Here is an 18,048-nt window from a genome sequence, read left to right on the forward strand (position 1 = left end):
TTGGAGCACGGCTTTCTTAACTAAATAAGGATGTTTTATTTCTTGTTTGCGAATGAGCGCAGCATCCAGGTGTTTTTTTCTTTGAATTGCATGAAACGGTTGACCATATCGTTGGTACCGTCATCTCCGGCTTTGTCTGTTGCTTCCAGCAACTCTCTTTCCAGTTGGATGAGTTGATACATATCGTCGAGAATAGCATCTACCATATCGAGGTCTTTAAGACCTATGGTATTGATCTCTTTAATGGAAGATTCACTAATGTAATCTGCGAAACGGCTGTGTGGTGGTTTACCTAGGGTAAGGACACGTTCTGCAATTTCATCAATGGTTAATTGAGCGTTGGTATATAATTCCTCGAACTTAAGGTGCAGGGTAAAGAAATTCTGTCCTTTAATATTCCAGTGGCATCCTCTTAATTTTTGATAGTGTATATGATAGTTTGCAAGATAATCGTTGAGCATGTCTACTACTGGTTTTACCTTTTTTTCATTCAAACTAATCTCTTTAGCGTCCATAGTAATGTTGTTTTTATTTTATTAAATCTATTTAGAACAGAACAGCTACCCAAGCTAAGATGTTTTAAGAAAATGACTTTTTACCATGTAAACCAAAGAAAAATATAGATATACATTACAATATACATTACAATATACATTACAATATACATTACAATATACATTACAATATACATTACAATAAAACCCTATACTCCATCTCTATGCATCCTGCCCGGACTCACCTCCTTTGCTAAGCGCCATATAAAAAATCAATATTACTCGGAGAGGACCTCAGGGCGCCTTGCCACAAGAGCGCAGCGAGGCAAGGAGTCCAGTCCTCGACGAGTAATTTGATTTTTTCCAACAAGCTTACAAACTTAAATTTAACTTTGTAGACAATGGGATATAACAGCTTATCAGAATGTGTTGCTGATTTAGAAAAACACGGACATCTTATACGTATCAAAGAAGAAGTAGACCCTTACCTGGAAATGGCTGCAATCCATTTGCGTATTTTTGAACAGGAAGGCCCGGCCATTCTATTTGAAAAAGTCAAAGGCAGCCCTTTTCCTGCAGTATCCAACTTGTTTGGAACTTTGGAAAGATCCAAATTTATGTTCAGGGACAGCCTGGATAAAGTTCAGCAATTGGTTGGACTTCGTTCAGATCCAATTAAAGCACTTAAGAACCCATTTAAATATGCAGGTGCAGGCTTAACTGCACTCTCTGCTTTACCATTGAAACAAAGTTTGTTTAAGGCCACTTTTAGTAAAACAACCATTAGTCAGCTTCCGCAAATTGTAAACTGGCCAATGGACGGCGGACCATTTGTAACTATGCCACAGGTCTATACCGAAGATCCGGATAAACCAGGTGTGATGAATTCCAATCTGGGGATGTACCGTATACAACTGGCCGGAAATGAATATGTCAAAGACAAAGAAATCGGATTACATTATCAGATCCACAGAGGGATAGGCGTTCATCAATCCAAAGCCAATGCAAAAGGACAACCTTTAAAAGTGAGTATTTTTGTAGGCGGCCCTCCTTCACATCCGCTGGCTGCAGTGATGCCTCTGCCGGAAGGACTATCAGAAATGACCTTTGCGGGCGCCCTGGGGAACAGACGATTTCGTTATTTCTATGATGAAGAAGGTTTCTGCATTTCTGCAGATGCAGATTTTGTGATCACAGGTACTGTTTATCCGCAGGAAAATAAACCAGAAGGTCCTTTTGGGGATCATTTGGGCTATTACAGTTTAACGCATCCTTTTCCTTTGATGAAGGTGCACAATGTATACCATAAGAAAGATGCCATCTGGTCCTTTACCGTAGTAGGAAGACCTCCTCAGGAGGATACAAGCTTTGGCGCACTGATCCATGAAATTGCAGGTTCGGCGCTTCCTCAGGAAATCCACGGACTGAAAGAAGTGAATGCTGTAGATGCGGCAGGTGTGCATCCATTGTTGTTTGCGATAGGGAGCGAAAGATATACACCATATTTAAAAGAACGCAGGCCGCAGGAAATCTTGACCATTGCCAATCATATTTTAGGCAAGAACCAGTTGAGCCTGGCTAAATATGTGTTTATTGCTGCGAGAGAGGATGACGAGCAACTCAGTACGCATCATATCAGGGCCTTTTTGAAGCATATATTGGAACGCATGGATTTCACCAGAGACCTGCATTTTTATACGCAAACCACAATAGATACCTTAGATTATAGTGGGGAAGGATTAAATTCTGGCTCTAAAGTGGTGTTTGCTGCGGCCGGCGAAGTGAAACGTCAACTGAGCACAGTATTACCTTCAGGTCTTGCTACAGATGGATCTTTTTCCGGGTATCATATGGCTATGGAAGGTGTTATGACGGTTCAGGCTTCAGCTTATTTGAACAAGGATCAGGCAGGCATTGAAATGAGCGAATTGAAAGATCAGCTTCAACAACGGAATTTGGATGGACTTGGCTTAATTGTGCTGTGCGACGATGCTGCGTTTACAGCCAAAGATATCAATAACCTGGTTTGGGTCACTTTTACAAGAAGTAATCCTGCTTCGGATATAGATGGGGTGGGTAGTTTTGTTAAAGATAAACATTGGGGTTGTACAGGCCCGGTTATTATAGATGCGAGAAAGAAACCACACCATGCACCTGAGCTGATCAAAGACGCTGAAGTGGAAAAGAATATAGAGCGGTTTAAACTTTCTCTGTAGGAGGGGTTGTTTTCCGGAAATATCATTCAAAATAAAAGCGCTGATGTCTTCACATCAGCGCTTTTATTTTGAATGATTCTTTAGCTTTTAGAAACGAACTCCGAAAGTCAGGAAAACATTGTTTTTACTTAATTTTGTTGTTGCAGTAGGATCCAATGAAGCATCAGTTCCTACAGTATAAGGAACGAATGTCTGATTGGTTTCTACCCTTTGGTAGGCAAGGTCAACATAATACTGATTGATTCTGTAGCCTAAACCTGCGCTATAATATTTAACCTGAGCCTGGTTGTCAGGATCTTGTTTATAAGGAGTACCATTCAGCCCAAAACCTGCGCGAAGCGTAATCGGATCTATTTTGTACTCACCACCAACACGGAAGTTAACAGCGCTTTTGTAAAAATCTTTAACATCCTGGTTGTTGTTGTTTATATCGGTGCGATTATCCGCGGTATTGTAATCAGATGTAGTGCTCAGTTTGATGCTGGAGTAATTTACAAAATCAACGTCACCGGTCAATAAACCGTTACCAGCAATAATTAAACTTGCACCCACGGAAGTTTTCATAGGAGTTCTTAATGTATATTGAAATACATAATTGTTCTGATCAGGTCTGTATACTGAATTTCCAGGGTTATAAAGTGTATTTACAGCTTCCGAATAAGTATCTTCTACATGCATCCAGGTTGGTGTTTGAAAGGATGCACCAATTCTAAATTCATTTATTGGCTTATAGATGATACCAATCCTTCCGTTAATTCCATTACCTCTGGTTGTCTGAGATTGCAGATAAGAAGCAGTATAGGTGTCACCAACTTTTGGATCTGCAGGTAATTCCTGTGGAGTGGAAGTCAGTGAACCCATTTCGCTGAAATTAGAATCATAATCATAATGCATGGTCACAAATCCTATGGAAGCACCAATATAAACCTGGTTGGAAATGTTCATGGATCCTGCGAAGTTAAACTCAGAAGTAGACCCCCATCTGTTTTGATTGTAGGATTGATTGTTGTTGAGTTTCGAATTTGCTTTTTGGTAGACGCCAGCACTGGTTTCATTGATCAGGAAATTGTCATAGCCTAACTGACCCAGTCCTAGAGGTAGGTTCTGGTGGGTTTGACCTGTATTGTTTGCCTGCTCAGCAAAATAATCGCCTAAAGAATTGTTCGGGTTTTTTCCGGCAAAACTTACGCGCTGGCTAAAATCGTTGTTTCTGTTGTATCCAATTCCCCAAACAAAACTAACTACCCCCTGATCCAGGTTAGAGCCTTTAGGTCTGATAACCGGATTGTACCAAACTATACCGGCCTGGTTCAAGTTAAAGCTATTTTTTGTATCGTTGGAGTTCTGACCAAAATAGCTCGATTTTGAACCTGTATTGTTAAACTCAGGTGTGATGCTGAATTCAGATCTGGTGAACATTCCGAGCCCGGCAGGGTTACCGCCAATAGAACTGATATCTCCACCTAAACTGGTTTGAGCATTTCCCAGTCCTTTGAAACGGGCTGAACTACCGTAGTTAGTTTGCGAGAACCTAAGGGCATCACCCGCGTATTGTGCATATATTACTCCAGTATTGGCTACCATAGCCAATCCAAGAATGGTAAGGAATTTTTTCATTTAATAGGGTTCTTGTTTAACTAGTTTCTACCACCTCTTTGACTTCTGCCGCCACCACCGCCGCCGCCGCCATAATTACCGCCGGAATTAGATGGAGGGGAATAACTAGGTCTGCTGTCTCTTTGAGGAGTATAACTCTCCGTTCTGCCTTGTCTTGGTTGTATATACGGATTGTCAGGTCTGCTGCCGGAATTTACATTTGCCGGGCGGCTTGATCTGCTTCTTTCTGTATAGCTTACACCGTTGGTTGTCCTGATCACACCGCGACCATTATAACTGCTGTTCATATTGCTGGACCTTGGGGTATAGCCAACGCCATTTTCTCTGCCCCTGTAAGGTCTTGCACCATAAATGGTGTTTCCAGGTAAACGATTGACATAGCCACCGCCCCAGTAACCACCTCCCCAGTATCCGCCACCCCAGAAGCCACCGCCCCAATAAGGATTATAGCCCCAGTACGGAGAATAACCCCAGCCACCATAGCCAAAATAAGGGTTAAACATGCTGTTGTAGTAATTTCCAAATCCCCAGCCAAAGCCTAATGACCAGCTGCTGGAATATGGAGAAAAGCCATTATATCCATAATAATCACCATAATATGGGTCATAATAATTTCTGTATGGGCTTCCATAATAAAATCTGTTGATGCGTGACGAATAATCCATATCGTAATTAGGGTCACTGCTTCCGTAATCATCATCGTAACTGTCGCTGTATTGGGAAGACTGCCCTGGTTGGGGCTGTACATATTCCTGAGCCTTAGCTACAGAGTTGTATACGTCATCGTTGCCGCTGCCTTGCTGCGCCAACCTGGGTGCAGAACAGGAGGAAATCACCACCGCTGCTGCAACCAATATTGGAGTAAGTAATCGAATCGGTTTCATATATGTGAATTGTTTGTGTGTGTTACAATTATTATAGGTATAAATTTATAAATTTGCGACCTACTATACAAGAAATTTAACACAAAAAACGTTCCAGACAGTTATGAGCAAAGGTATTACAAGCAAAAACGAAGATTATTCCCAGTGGTATAACGACATTGTTATAAAAGCCGATCTTGCAGATCATTCAGATGTAAGGGGCTGTATGGTAATTAAGCCGTATGGTTACTCGATTTGGGAAAAAATGCAGTCTGTATTAGATCAAAAATTTAAAGATACTGGTCACAGCAATGCTTATTTTCCTTTATTCATTCCAAAGTCATATTTTTCAAAGGAGGCTTCTCACGTAGAAGGTTTTGCCACAGAATGTGCCGTTGTGACACATTATCGTTTGAAAAATGACGGTAACGGAAACATTGTTGTAGATGAAACTGCCAAGCTGGAAGAGGAGCTGATCGTAAGGCCAACTTCTGAAACCATTATCTGGAATACTTATAAAGGCTGGATCCAGTCGTACAGAGATCTGCCTTTGCTGATCAACCAATGGGCAAATGTTGTCCGCTGGGAAATGAGAACGAGGTTGTTCCTAAGAACTGCAGAGTTTTTATGGCAGGAAGGGCACACTGCGCACTCAACTGCACAGGAAGCTATTGAAGAAACTGAACGCATGCTGGATGTATATGCTGACTTTGCAGAAAACTGGATGGCTTTACCGGTTGTTAAAGGAAAGAAAACACCAAACGAGCGTTTTGCCGGAGCTTTAGATACCTATTGCATTGAAGCTTTGATGCAGGATGGAAAGGCTTTACAGGCAGGTACGTCCCACTTTTTAGGGCAGAACTTTGCAAAAGCATTTGATGTGAAGTTTACCAATAAAGAAGGGAAAATAGAGCATGTTTGGGCAACTTCATGGGGTGTTTCCACCCGTTTGATCGGTGCTTTAATTATGGCCCACAGTGATGACCAGGGTTTGGTTTTACCACCAAAACTGGCTCCAATACAAGTGGTGATTGTACCGATCTATAAAGGAGAGGAAGATTTGAAGAACATCAGCAATTTTGTAGATGAACTGATCCCTAAACTAAAGGGAATGGGCATCTCTGTGAAATATGATGACAGAGACACACAACGTCCTGGATTCAAATTTGCAGAATATGAACTTAAAGGTGTACCTGTTCGGATTGCAATAGGTGGAAGAGATATGGAGAATGGTACCGTTGAAATTGCCAGAAGAGATACCCGTGAGAAACAAACCGTTCAGCAGGAAGGATTAGATATTTTTGTTCAGCAATTATTGGAAGATATTCAGGAGAATATCTATAAAAAAGCTGCAGACTACAGAGAAGAGCATATCACTGAAGCGAATTCCTATGATGAGCTGAAAGAACTTCTGGATACCAAGGCTGGATTTATTTCTGCGCATTGGGATGGTACACCTGAAACGGAGCAAAAAATAAAAGAAGAGACAAAGGCTACAATCAGATGTATTCCGTTAAATAATAAACAGGAGGCTGGTGTATGTATTTATTCAGGTAAACCTTCTACACAACGTGTACTGTTTGCCAGAGCTTATTAATCAGGGCCAGGTAAATTTAATTTAGAAAATAAATAGATAAACAGATGAAATTTGCAACCAAAGCTATACATGCAGGTCAGGAGCCGGATCCAACTACCGGAGCAGTAATGACCCCGATTTATCAGACTTCTACCTACTGGCAAAAGTCGCCGGGCGATCACAAAGGATTTGAGTATTCCCGTGGAACGAATCCAACCAGACAGGCTTTGGAAAAATGTCTGGCTGCATTGGAAAATGCAAAATATGGCCTGGCCTTTTCAAGCGGTATGGGTGCAACCGATACGGTATTGAAATTGCTGAAGCCTGGTGATGAAGTGATCACAGGAAACGATCTTTACGGCGGTTCTTATCGTATTTTTACCAAGGTTTATGAGAAATATGGTATTAAATTCCATTTCCTGGATCTATCCAAACCAGAGAATATACTGCCTCATTTAAATGACAAGACCAAGCTGATCTGGATTGAAACACCAACCAATCCAACCATGCAGATTATTGACATTGAAGGGGTTTCCAAAATTGCAAAACAGCACCATCTGATCCTGGCGGTAGACAATACTTTTGCCTCGCCTTATCTTCAAAATCCAATGGATCTTGGGGCGGATATTGTGATGCATTCCGTAACTAAATATATCGGCGGTCACTCTGATGTAGTGATGGGGGCATTGCTGGTCAATGACGATCAGCTGTATAAAGATCTTTGGTTTATTTATAACGCGTGTGGCGCAACACCGGGTCCTCAGGATTCTTTCCTGGTATTGAGGGGGATTAAAACCCTGCACCTGCGTATGAAAGCCCATTGTGAAAATGGTGAAAAGGTGGCCCGCTACCTGAAGAACCATCCGAAGATCGATAAGATCTACTGGCCTGGATTTGAAGATCATCCTAACCACGACATTGCGAAAAAACAAATGAGAGGTTTTGGCGGTATGGTTTCGATCACTTTAAAAGGAGCTGATTTGGCAGAAACGTTCAGAGTGGCTTCTTCATTTAAAGTGTTTGCCCTGGCAGAATCTTTAGGTGGTGTAGAATCACTGATCAATCATCCAACCACCATGACCCATGGTTCTATTCCTAAAGAAGAAAGAGAAAAGGTTGGGGTGACAGATAACCTGCTCCGTTTGAGCGTTGGCGTGGAGGATATCGATGATTTACTGGCAGATTTAGAACAAGCACTTAAATAACAGCGGTTGGAATTTCTGGAACTTAAGGATTTTTTGGATGTGAAGGTTGGAGCGTACAACCAGCCGGGCTTTATTCAAAATGATCCAATTTGTATTCCCCACCGTTTTTCAAAAAAACAGGATATTGAAATTGCCGCATTTTTTGCGGCAATTTTAGCTTGGGGGCAGCGTAAAACTATTATCAATAAGTGTACGGAGTTGTTTGCCCGGATGGACAATGAACCTTATGCCTTTATGACCGGACATTCCGATCAGGATTTGAAAGGTTTGCTGGGCTTTAAGCACCGTACTTTCAATGATACAGATCTGTTGTATTTTGTGGAGTTCTTCCATCAGCATTACAAGAGATCAGATAGTTTGGAAACGGCTTTTTTACCAAAAGGGAGTTCTCCGTTCAGAGAAGAATATTTGACCATCGTTCAAGAGGAGAAACAGTCTGTTTCTGCTTCCTCGTCCTGTATGCTGGGAGAAATGAATCAACCTGCATTGGATATTGAACGATCTCTGAATCATTTCAGAAGCTATTTTTTTAGTCTTCCGGATTTCCCCAGGAGAACCATTAAACATGTTTCTTCTCCTCTTCAGAAATCTACCTGCAAGCGTTTAAATATGTTTTTAAGGTGGATGGTGAGAAAGGATGACTGTGGGGTGGATTTTGGCGTTTGGAACATCATCAGGCCGGCAGATCTGATTTGTCCTTGTGATGTACATGTAGATCGTGTCGCCCGTAAACTTGGTCTGATTGAACGGAAGCAAACCGACTGGAAAACTGCTATGGAATTGACCACTGAATTGCGAAGATTTGATCCGCTGGACCCGGTAAAGTATGACTTCGCTTTGTTTGGTCTGGGCGTTGAAGAAAAGTTCTGATAATTTTAGTGCTTTTTTTATCTTTAATGTGTGGATGACTTAAGCATTTTAAACGCATGGTAACTTTTAGCGCGGAGATTGAAAAATTTGCAGAAATGGGAGAAAAGACAGGCTGGAGTTATGTCTTCATTCCCCAGAATATAGCTACCCGGATTAAAGCAGATTGTAAAAAGAGTTTCCGGGTGAAAGGTAGAATTGACCAGACGCTTATTGAAGGGATGGCAACCGTTCCCATGGGGGAGGGCGATTTCATCCTGGCCTTGAAAGCCAGTTTGCGAAAACAACTCCGCAAAGAAGCCGGGGCTGTAGTGAATATTGAGCTGGAAGAGGATAAAGATTTTAAGATTGGGATTCCCGAAGATCTGGAACTTTGTCTGTCTGACGAAGATCATTTGATGACGCGTTTCTTAAAATTACCGAAGTCGCATCAGAACTGGTACATCAATTGGGTAAATTCTGCTAAAACTGAGCCTACCCGAACCAAGCGGCTGGTGAGGATCGTTTCTGCTATGGACAGGGAAATGACCTTTGCTGAGATGATGCGGGAAGGCAAGGAGAAGAAATAATCAGACTCTTTTATAATTTCTGAACCAGCTGCCTATTTTCATCTGGATTACGCCTACAAATGCTTCCCTGAAAATTCTGGTGCTCATTTTTGAAACCCCTTCTGTGCGGTCGGTAAATATAATGGGAACTTCAACCACATTAAAACCGTATTTGATGGCGGTAAATTTCATTTCAATCTGGAAGGCATAACCCACAAACCGGATCTTATCCATTGGAATGGTTTCCAGAACGATTCTTCTGTAGCATTTAAAACCAGCTGTCGCATCCTGAATGGTGATGCGGGTAATAAAACGAACATACATCGATGCAAAATAAGACATCAGCACTCTGTTCATTGGCCAGTTGACCACGTTTACGCCGTTTACATATCTTGAGCCAATGGCTACATCTGCGCCATTTAAACAAGCCTCTCTTAAACGGACCAGATCATCTGGATTATGGGAGAAATCTGCATCCATTTCAAAGATAAATTCATACTTCCGTTGAAGGGCCCATTTAAAACCATGAATATACGCAGTACCTAAGCCTAGTTTACCTGTTCTTTGTTCCAGGTGGAGGGCTGGATACTCTTCCTGAAGGCTTTTTACAATCTCTGCAGTCCCGTCAGGAGAACCATCGTCTATAATTAAGATCTCAAAGAGGAAAGGAAGTGAAAACACCTTCCTGATGATTCTTTCAATGTTTTCCTTTTCGTTATAGGTAGGAATTATTACTAAGCTGTCTGACACTTGTGACCGGTGTTTTTTAATGTATGAATTGCAGAATCGCCGAAATTAATCATTAAAAATGAAAAACCCTGTAACCGGGTGGGGTTACAGGGTTAAAATATGTTAAATCCGGTGCAGATTAGCTTACGCCTTGCATCAGTTTTTTAATTAATGGAGAACATATGATCAGGAAAACACCTGCAATTGCGGCATAGATACCCAATTGGTAATAGCCTGCAGTGTAAGAATGTAGTTTTTCCACAAGGGTGGTGCCCTCCGCTACAGACATATCTGCGCCAAATTTTCCGGCGGCAAACTGACCGAATGCACTGGCCAGGAACCACATTCCCATCATCATACCGGTTAGTTTCTTTGGCGAAAGTTTGGTCACCAGCGACATTCCGATTGGACCAAGGCACAATTCACCAAGGGTCATAACTAAATAACCAAAAGTGAAGAGGTTTAAAGAAGTGATCCCGTTGGCATCTGCAAGAAAACGAGTATAATAGAAGATATAAAAAGTAGCAGCCAGGAACAAGAAGCCAATGCCAAATTTAATCACAGAATTTGGCTCAATTTTCTTTTTTGACAACCAAAGCCATAATAAACCAACCAACGGACTGAAAATAATAACAAATAAAGAGTTGGAGCTGTTATTGATCACATTAGGGTCGATCTGGAAGAACAAGAGGGTATGGTTGAGGTTTTTTTCTGCAAAAAGAGATAAAGATCCGCCGCTTTGTTCATAAATAGCATTGAACAAAAAGTACAGGAAAATGAAAATAAAGGCAGCAAGCAGTTTCAACTGGAACTTTCTATCCTTCACTTTGTAAGTTTCATAAAGAAAATAAATGATACAAAGCGGAGCAATGGTATACATGAAATAATCGGTATACTTTGTGTTCTGCACCATGATCAGGATCAAAGGAATAGAGATCAAAGAAAATATATATACGCCAATCTCTCTCAGCCTTTTTTTGCTTACCGGCATTTCTTTTAGCGGAGAATCTCCAATGGGGCCCAATTGTTTTTTGGTAAACAGGAAGGTAATCAGACCAATTGCCATTACGATTGCAGCTGCCAGGAAAGCATAGTTCCAGGAAACATACTTTCCAAGATACACGCATAATGCGCCACCTAAAAGGCCTCCGATATTGATCCCGGCATAGAACATTCCATAACCAGCATCCCTGCGGTGATCTCCTTCTTTGTAAAGATCACCTACCATAGAAGAAATATTTGGTTTGAAAAAACCTGTGCCTATGATAGAAAGTGTAATACCGATGTAAAAGAAATCTTTTGGTGAGGTCGCAATAATCAAGTTTCCCAGGATCATCACCATTCCACCAAAGAGGAGGGATTTTTTAAATCCAAGGATTCTATCAGCGAAAATACCTCCAAGGAAAGTGAAGGCATAAACAAAGGATTGAATAGCGGCATATTTTAGATTTGCATCTTTTTCAGTAAGCGACAGGCCAACAATCTTATCGATCATAAAGATAGCGAGCATGCCACGCATTCCGTAGAAGCAAAAACGCTCCCACATTTCTACCAAAAATAAAGACCAAAGCTGTTTAGGGTATTTACCCTCAAAATCCTGGATTTCGTCCAGCGTGATGTTTTCTTGCATTCTATTTTATTGTTAATCAAAAAAGCCTTTAGCAGATGCCAAAGGCTTTTTATTTATTTTACACCGTGCATTAATTTTTTAAGAACTGGAGTCAGCATCATAATGATCAGACCAAGACCTACCGGGATAAAGGTAAAGATCAGAAAGAAGGTAGACATGGAATATTTGGAAGTGATCTCGTCGATCATACCTCCCATTGTACCAGCAATCTTATTTCCGATGGCAATAGCCAGGTACCAGATCCCAAACATAATCGCGATCATACGTCCGGGAACCAGTTTACTTACATAAGATAAACCTACCGGTGAAATGAACAACTCTCCTAAGGTATGGAAGAAATAAGCGAGTACCAGCCAAACCATACTTACCGAAGCTACAGCGGCACCTTGGGGAATGCTGCTTGCACCATAGGCCAGAGCGGCGAAGCCAATACCCAGAAGGATCATTCCAAAGCCGTTTTTAAAGGTTGCAGAAGGATTGTATTTGCTTTCCCAAAGCTTAGATACTATAGGGGCGCAGCTGATGATGAACAAAGAGTTCAGAATTCCGAACCAGGTAGCAGGTACCTCTGATTTGACTTCAGCATATTGTTGTTTTAGCATGTAGATCACGATGACCCAGATGATCACGAAACCTGAAGCCAGGATAATATTTCCTAGGGCATATTTTCCAAAAGTCTTGGCAAATAAACGCATTAATACATAAGAGATGATGGCCAGGGGAACAATGGTGATCAACGTATTTACAACGTTGAAAATGATCTTGGAATCGCCGGTTAAGATGCGCTGGGTATAATCTTTAGCAAAGATGGTCATTGAACCACCTGCCTGCTCAAATGAAGCCCAGAAGAAGATGGTAATGAAGGCCAGAATAATCACGGCAATCATTTTGTCGCGAAGTACAGGAGTATATTGTGCAATCCTTTTGATCAGGATAAAAATAAATAAAGCCAGTGCAATCAGGATGGCGAAATTACTGCCCTCAACGCCACCGATTTTAAAGTTGAACAAATTAAAACTGGTGATCTTGGAAACCGGATCGTTGATGATCCAGGCCAGACCGATAACAGAGAGTAAACCAATGATGCCTAAGTCAAACGAAGAGAAAGGGTTCCTTGTGGATTCTTCAGGTGTTTCTGAAAAGTCTTCTTCTTTATCTTTAATGGGTTTTAGACCAATGTTTCCGAAAATGTTCTGTGTAAAGTAGAACTGGAGCATACCGATAAACATAAAAACACCTGCTAAACCAAAACCATAAGACCAGCCCCAGTTTGGATTTTCGCCAATATAACCGCAAAGCAGCATACCCAGGAAAGCTCCGGCATTTACACCCATATAGAAAATGGTATAAGCGCCGTCTTTTTTCTCCTGATGTTTTTTGTACATCTGTGCAATGATCGAGGTCATGTTTGGTTTAAAAAAGCCATTACCAATCACCAACAGACCTAAACCTAAATACATAAATGCATGGTGAAATTCCATCGCCATAGATAAATGTCCAAGGGTCATGATCAGGGCGCCAACCAATACGGCCCATCTGTAGCCAATAATTTTATCTGCGATATAACCGCCTAAAATAGGGGTCAGGTAAGCTAAACCGGTATAAGAACCATAAATAGCTAAGGCATGAGCCCGTGGCCATCCCCAGCCAGGGTTATCTCCAATAATAGATGAAGTTAAGAAGAGTACAAGCAAAGCCCTCATTCCGTAATATGAAAATCTCTCCCACATTTCGGTAAAGAATAGAACAAACAGCCCTGCCGGATGTCCTAAGACCTTACTTTCGAAAAAATTATTTGGATTATCCAAACTTTGTGCATTCATGTGTTGTTTTTTTGTGTAATAATTTATAGAAAAGGTTCAGTTAGTTCGTTGGAGTGTCAGGAGAAGAATCTCCTGTTATTGAGCGGGATAGTTATTTTTCTAATATGTTTCAATTGCCCTGCCAGTGATAAATTTTGTGTGTTGTTGAATTGAACGATCTCGCAAGATAGGGACATACGAGCAAACTCACAAATTTTTAATTCTTCATCCGCCATTAAAAAGCCCGTTAAAATTTCTTCTGAGCAGGTATTTGCTTGTTCTTTGGATCTATGTAAAACTCATCGTTGGTGTCAGGATCATTGTTGACTTCGACATTTTCAACCAGTTTTAAGCGGCCTCCTAAAGGCTTGTAGGCATCAAAACTTGAATCTGATGCATAAAATTCAAAATGATCTGCCATTTCCGGACTTAATGGAGCAAGGTGATCAAAAACAATCATACCTACTTTTTTGTCCAGCCGGAGTGTCATGGAATTGAGCTTACTGTATTCGAAAACTATCCGATTTTTTACAGAACTGTTTTTGGAGTCCTGGAAAACAGCCTTGCCGAATACTGGCTCACCCTGGTTAAAGGAGAGCACCTCGATTACTTTTTTAGAGGTTTTATTGTTGTTGCCTTTCCAGCCCAGCAAGGCATAATAGGTCTGTTTGCCACTATTAACAACAGGTACGATCTCATAATACCGGCTGCCAAACCATTTTTTAGGGGAAGTGACTTCATTGTCGTCCTTAAATTCAGCTGTGCCATCTATTAGCGGGAAAAGTTTCAGGCTGCCATCTTTGGTGGCCATTTGTATGGTGCCAAAGAAACGGTAGCTGCCGCTGTTGGTAGGCAGGGCCCAGGAAAAGATGCGAAAACTGTTGTCTGGCGATTTGACCGTAGAAATATATTTTAGAGAATCAAAAGCAAAGCTGTAGGATCCCGGAATTTTTAATGCCGTGACCAGGGTTTTGATGAGGCTGGCATTGACGGCAAAACGGTCTGTATTCTCTTTGGCCGCTTGTATAGATTCTGTAAGACGGATCATAGAATCCTGCAGGGCATGGAGCCGTGGACCCGCATTTGAATTAAAGGTATGCTGTGCCTTGGCAACAGCCAGGGAACAGCATACAGTTAAGGTCAGCAGGATATGCTTTCTGAGCAGAAGCATATCAGCTGTATTTTTCTACGACTAATGCGCTGGCTCCGCCGCCGCCATTACAAATTCCGGCTACGCCAATTTTTCCATTGTTTTGGGCAAGTACAGAAAGGAGTGTAACCACGATTCTTGCACCGGAAGCGCCCAGTGGATGGCCGAGGGCAACGGCGCCGCCATTTACATTGACTTTATCATTATTGAGTTCCAAAAGTTGGTTGTTGGCCAGGGAAACAACAGAAAAGGCTTCATTGATCTCAAAATAATCAACATCTTGTATGCTTTTGCCTGCTCTGCTTAAAGCCAGAGGAATGGCTTTCGCCGGGGCAGTCGTAAACCATTCCGGTGCCTGTTGTGCATCGGCATAAGCTAAAATTCTGGCAAGCGGTTTTAAGCCCAGTTCTTTTGCTTTATCCACACTCATCAAAACCAGCGCGGCTGCACCATCATTGAGGGTAGATGCATTGGCTGCAGTTACGGTTCCGTCTTTTTTAAATACGGGTTTAAGGGAAGGGATTTTGTCAAATTTTACAGCAAAAGGTTCGTCATCATTGCTCACCAGGGTGGTTTCGCCCTTACGGTCTTTCACTTCTACGGGAACGATTTCTGCTGCGAATTTACCTTCGTTTTGTGCTGCCTGAGCTTTTTTATAGGAGGCAATTGCAAATGTGTCCTGATCTTCCCGGCTGATGTGGCATTCTGCTGCGCATAATTCTGCGGCAGAACCCATATGGTAATCATTATATACGTCCCACAGACCATCTTTAACCAGACCATCTGTAATTTGTCCATGGCCTAAGCGATAACCTGTACGTGCTTTGTCTAAATAATAAGGAACATTGCTCATGCTTTCCATTCCACCTGCAACTACAATATCATTCTGTCCAAGTGCAATACTTTGTACAGCCAGCATAATGGCTTTAGTGCCTGAAGCGCAAACTTTATTAATGGTGGTAGCAGGCAAATCAGGAAGTCCGGCATGTTTGGCTGCCTGTGTAGCAGGTGCCTGGCCAAGGTTAGCGGATAACACATTTCCCATATATACTTCCTGAACATCTTCAGGTTTAATTCCTGCTTTCTCTATTGCGGCTTTAATGGCGATTCCGCCAAGTTGTGTAGCTGTAAATCCAGCTAATGATCCACCGAAACTTCCAATTGGGGTTCTAAGTGCTGAAACGATTACGACTTCTTTCATTAGTATATTTTATAATTGGTTATAGGCAAAGTTAAATAAGATTCACTGGTTTTAGGTAATCAAAACAACAGTTCCCGCAATAATTAAGGTAGCGCCTATAATAATTTTCAGGGTAATGGCTTCTTTTAGAATGAGGAAAGAGAGCAGGATGGTTAAAGCCAGGCTCAGTTTGTCTACGGGCGCAACCTGTGAGACTTTACCGAGCTGGATCGCTTTATAATAAAAGATCCAGGAAAGGCCTGTAGCCAATCCGGAAAGAATTAAAAAGGTTAAGCTGTGCTTGGAAATTTCGGTGATCCCTTTTAATTCTCCTCTAAAGAGCACAATTCCCCAGGCAACGACCAGTATGACGATGGTTCTGATGGCTGTGGCCAGGTCGGAATTTACACTGGTGACACCGATTTTAGCGAAAATTGCGGTTAAAGAAGCAAAAAAGGCTGATAATAAAGCATATATCCACCACATGATTTTCAAATTATAGATCAGTCAAATATATTAAAATTGGTAACTTCGCCGCGTCATTCCAGAAATTATGTTTAAGAATAAAATTGTCAGTTACCTGTACTCCAATGCAGATGCCCTTGTCATTTCCATTTTTGCGGTGGTTTGTATGGTCATCTTTACAGGACATAACGGAATTGGCATTTCTCCGGACTCTATAGCTTATATCAGTACAGCCCGCAGTATTCACGAACACTGGACCATGACGGATTTTAATCTGAAGCCCCTGGTCGCTTTTCCGGTGTTTTATCCGGTTTTTCTAAGTATAGTTATGTTTCTGACCGGAACAGATATTGTACAGACAGGTGTGGTTTTAAATTGTATTTTACTAGCTGCAGTAGTGCTGCTCTCGGGCAGGCTATTGAATAAATTTCATTGGCGCTCGGTATGGTATAAGCGTATTGTACTGCTCTTTATCGCTTTTAGCCCGGCATTAACAGAGGTTTATTCTATGTTGTGGTCGGAGACTTTGTTGATCCTCTTAAGTTTGATTTTCTTTCTGTTCCTGGAAAAGTATCTGAAACATAGTTCCCTGAAAAACCTGGTCATTTGTGCAGTATTGGCTGGTCTGGCTACAGTAACCCGTTACGCGGGGATTACTTTAATCGGAACAGCAGGTCTGATGATCTTATTTGCACCGCATATGGAAGTAAAGAAAAAAGCAGGTCATATTGGTCTGCTTAGTTTGATCTCCTTCTTTATCTTGTTCTTAAACCTGATCCGGAACCACGTGCTGGTGGGTTCTTTGACCGGACCGCGCCAGTTCGGACACACGCCTTTGCTGGAGAATATTGGTTACTATGGTAAAACGCTTTCTGACTGGTACCCGGTATTTAATCAGGACCACAGCACTTCGATTTTAATCGGGTTATTGGTTTTTATGGTGGTATTGCTGCTGTTCTTTTATCGGGCTGTTAAAGGGAAATATTATAATGGCCAGGAAAATATAGCAGCGGCTTTTGTTGTGGTGTACTCCGTATTTATTGTAGGGATATCTACTTTATCTCATTTTGAAGGAATTAACAACCGCTTGCTGGTTCCGATTTTTATACCCTCTTTATTTGCATTGACTTTTTGGCTGCCAGGTTATTTTTCCGGATTAAGATCCGCAGCAAAGCAGGCTAGTGTGGTTCTGTTACTGGGCTTTTTGCTGTTGTTTCAATATAATGCGACAGCTCATCTCGATGAAATGTACCAGGATGCGGTCACTTACGGTGTTCCGGGTTATGCAGATGATTCCTGGAAGAAATCAGAAACGGCAAACTTCCTCGCTAGCCATCCTGAATTTCTGAAAAAGGGCATAAAGGTTTATTCTAATGCCCATGATGCGGTTTATTTTAAGACAGGCTTACATGCCGATGAACTTCCACACCATATAGATAAGGCGTACCAGGAAAAGTTCTATCAGGAAAAAGCACACTATATCATCTGGTTCAACAGTATAGATGATCCTGAACTGATCCATCTTTCTTCTATGTATAAGCACAGAAAGCTCCTTGAAAAATACAGATTTGAGGACGGCTGGGTGTTTTTATTCGACCGCCAGCCCTGATTTTCCAAAGCGTAATATTTTTCTGTTAATATTGATCCTATAACTGTATGTATTTCATATAGTTTGTATTATATTTAGAAGCATATATAACCCACCT

The 18,048-nt window shown here is 41.5% G+C and carries 15 protein-coding genes; 6 read left to right on the forward strand and 9 right to left on the reverse strand.

The genetic code is table 11. The features are described 5' to 3' along the window. Positions 1-35 precede the first annotated feature (35 nt). The gene (locus R2S08_RS21760) at positions 36-515 is read right to left on the reverse strand and encodes a DNA starvation/stationary phase protection protein (RefSeq protein WP_316837116.1); all 480 of its coding nucleotides are present in this window, start codon (positions 513-515) and stop codon (positions 36-38) included. A 380-nt stretch (positions 516-895) separates the two neighbouring features. Between R2S08_RS21760 and R2S08_RS21765 the strand changes: the two genes are divergently transcribed. After that, positions 896-2,710, forward strand: coding sequence for a UbiD family decarboxylase (locus tag R2S08_RS21765; protein ID WP_316837117.1), 1,815 nt, complete (start codon positions 896-898; stop codon positions 2,708-2,710). An 87-nt stretch (positions 2,711-2,797) separates the two neighbouring features. Here R2S08_RS21765 and R2S08_RS21770 read toward each other — a convergent pair whose 3' ends face one another. Together R2S08_RS21770 and R2S08_RS21775 are read right to left on the reverse strand one after the other, a co-directional pair. Then, on the reverse strand, positions 2,798-4,327 hold the full coding sequence (locus R2S08_RS21770; RefSeq protein ID WP_316837118.1) for a hypothetical protein: 1,530 nt from the start codon (positions 4,325-4,327) through the stop codon (positions 2,798-2,800). Positions 4,328-4,347: 20 nt separating this feature from the next. Next, a complete protein-coding gene (locus R2S08_RS21775; protein WP_316837119.1) occupies positions 4,348-5,211 on the reverse strand; it encodes a hypothetical protein in 864 nt (287 codons plus the stop codon). A gap of 103 nt (positions 5,212-5,314) precedes the next feature. Here R2S08_RS21775 and proS point away from each other — a divergent pair, with 103 nt between their 5' ends. The 4 genes from proS to R2S08_RS21795 are packed head-to-tail and all read left to right on the forward strand — an operon-like array spanning position 5,315 to position 9,407. Then, on the forward strand, positions 5,315-6,787 hold the full coding sequence (proS, locus tag R2S08_RS21780; RefSeq protein WP_316837120.1) for a proline--tRNA ligase: 1,473 nt from the start codon (positions 5,315-5,317) through the stop codon (positions 6,785-6,787). Between the two features lie 44 nt (positions 6,788-6,831). Beyond that, positions 6,832-7,971, forward strand: coding sequence for a cystathionine gamma-synthase (locus tag R2S08_RS21785; protein WP_133780347.1), 1,140 nt, complete (start codon positions 6,832-6,834; stop codon positions 7,969-7,971). A gap of 6 nt (positions 7,972-7,977) precedes the next feature. Next, positions 7,978-8,841, forward strand: coding sequence for a TIGR02757 family protein (locus R2S08_RS21790; protein ID WP_316837121.1), 864 nt, complete (start codon positions 7,978-7,980; stop codon positions 8,839-8,841). A gap of 56 nt (positions 8,842-8,897) precedes the next feature. Then, positions 8,898-9,407 carry a YdeI/OmpD-associated family protein gene (locus R2S08_RS21795; RefSeq protein WP_316837122.1) on the forward strand — a complete coding sequence of 170 codons (510 nt, stop codon included), beginning with the start codon at positions 8,898-8,900 and terminating at the stop codon, positions 9,405-9,407. Here the strand turns inward: R2S08_RS21795 and R2S08_RS21800 are convergent, their stop codons facing one another. The 6 genes from R2S08_RS21800 to R2S08_RS21825 form a co-directional block, all read right to left on the reverse strand. Next, positions 9,408-10,136, reverse strand: coding sequence for a polyprenol monophosphomannose synthase (locus tag R2S08_RS21800; RefSeq protein ID WP_316837123.1), 729 nt, complete (start codon positions 10,134-10,136; stop codon positions 9,408-9,410). A gap of 118 nt (positions 10,137-10,254) precedes the next feature. After that, positions 10,255-11,745 carry a peptide MFS transporter gene (locus R2S08_RS21805; RefSeq protein ID WP_316837124.1) on the reverse strand — a complete coding sequence of 497 codons (1,491 nt, stop codon included), beginning with the start codon at positions 11,743-11,745 and terminating at the stop codon, positions 10,255-10,257. Between the two features lie 53 nt (positions 11,746-11,798). Then, positions 11,799-13,568, reverse strand: coding sequence for a peptide MFS transporter (locus R2S08_RS21810; RefSeq protein WP_316837125.1), 1,770 nt, complete (start codon positions 13,566-13,568; stop codon positions 11,799-11,801). Positions 13,569-13,794: 226 nt separating this feature from the next. Further along, positions 13,795-14,718, reverse strand: coding sequence for a hypothetical protein (locus R2S08_RS21815; RefSeq protein ID WP_316837126.1), 924 nt, complete (start codon positions 14,716-14,718; stop codon positions 13,795-13,797). Between the two features lies 1 nt (position 14,719). After that, positions 14,720-15,898, reverse strand: coding sequence for an acetyl-CoA C-acyltransferase (locus R2S08_RS21820; protein WP_316837127.1), 1,179 nt, complete (start codon positions 15,896-15,898; stop codon positions 14,720-14,722). Between the two features lie 51 nt (positions 15,899-15,949). Further along, positions 15,950-16,363 carry an EamA family transporter gene (locus R2S08_RS21825; RefSeq protein WP_316837128.1) on the reverse strand — a complete coding sequence of 138 codons (414 nt, stop codon included), beginning with the start codon at positions 16,361-16,363 and terminating at the stop codon, positions 15,950-15,952. A gap of 67 nt (positions 16,364-16,430) precedes the next feature. Here R2S08_RS21825 and R2S08_RS21830 point away from each other — a divergent pair, with 67 nt between their 5' ends. Further along, on the forward strand, positions 16,431-17,951 hold the full coding sequence (locus R2S08_RS21830) for a hypothetical protein (RefSeq protein ID WP_316837129.1): 1,521 nt from the start codon (positions 16,431-16,433) through the stop codon (positions 17,949-17,951). The last annotated feature ends 97 nt before the right edge of the window (positions 17,952-18,048 follow it).

Source organism: Pedobacter nutrimenti (assembly GCF_032678445.1).
In the GTDB taxonomy this organism is placed as follows: Bacteria; Bacteroidota; Bacteroidia; order Sphingobacteriales; family Sphingobacteriaceae; genus Pedobacter; species Pedobacter nutrimenti_A.

Bases quoted from the DNA above. Each gene is read 5' to 3' on its own strand.
- R2S08_RS21760 (WP_316837116.1), bottom strand. From the start codon at position 515: ATGGACGCTAAAGAGATTAGTTTGAATGAAAAAAAGGTAAAACCAGTA.
- R2S08_RS21765 (WP_316837117.1), top strand. From the start codon at position 896: ATGGGATATAACAGCTTATCAGAATGTGTTGCTGATTTAGAAAAACAC.
- R2S08_RS21770 (WP_316837118.1), bottom strand. From the start codon at position 4,327: ATGAAAAAATTCCTTACCATTCTTGGATTGGCTATGGTAGCCAATACT.
- R2S08_RS21775 (WP_316837119.1), bottom strand. From the start codon at position 5,211: ATGAAACCGATTCGATTACTTACTCCAATATTGGTTGCAGCAGCGGTG.
- proS (WP_316837120.1), top strand. From the start codon at position 5,315: ATGAGCAAAGGTATTACAAGCAAAAACGAAGATTATTCCCAGTGGTAT.
- R2S08_RS21785 (WP_133780347.1), top strand. From the start codon at position 6,832: ATGAAATTTGCAACCAAAGCTATACATGCAGGTCAGGAGCCGGATCCA.
- R2S08_RS21795 (WP_316837122.1), top strand. From the start codon at position 8,898: ATGGTAACTTTTAGCGCGGAGATTGAAAAATTTGCAGAAATGGGAGAA.
- R2S08_RS21805 (WP_316837124.1), bottom strand. From the start codon at position 11,745: ATGCAAGAAAACATCACGCTGGACGAAATCCAGGATTTTGAGGGTAAA.
- R2S08_RS21810 (WP_316837125.1), bottom strand. From the start codon at position 13,568: ATGAATGCACAAAGTTTGGATAATCCAAATAATTTTTTCGAAAGTAAG.
- R2S08_RS21815 (WP_316837126.1), bottom strand. From the start codon at position 14,718: ATGCTTCTGCTCAGAAAGCATATCCTGCTGACCTTAACTGTATGCTGT.
- R2S08_RS21820 (WP_316837127.1), bottom strand. From the start codon at position 15,898: ATGAAAGAAGTCGTAATCGTTTCAGCACTTAGAACCCCAATTGGAAGT.
- R2S08_RS21825 (WP_316837128.1), bottom strand. From the start codon at position 16,363: ATGTGGTGGATATATGCTTTATTATCAGCCTTTTTTGCTTCTTTAACC.
- R2S08_RS21830 (WP_316837129.1), top strand. From the start codon at position 16,431: ATGTTTAAGAATAAAATTGTCAGTTACCTGTACTCCAATGCAGATGCC.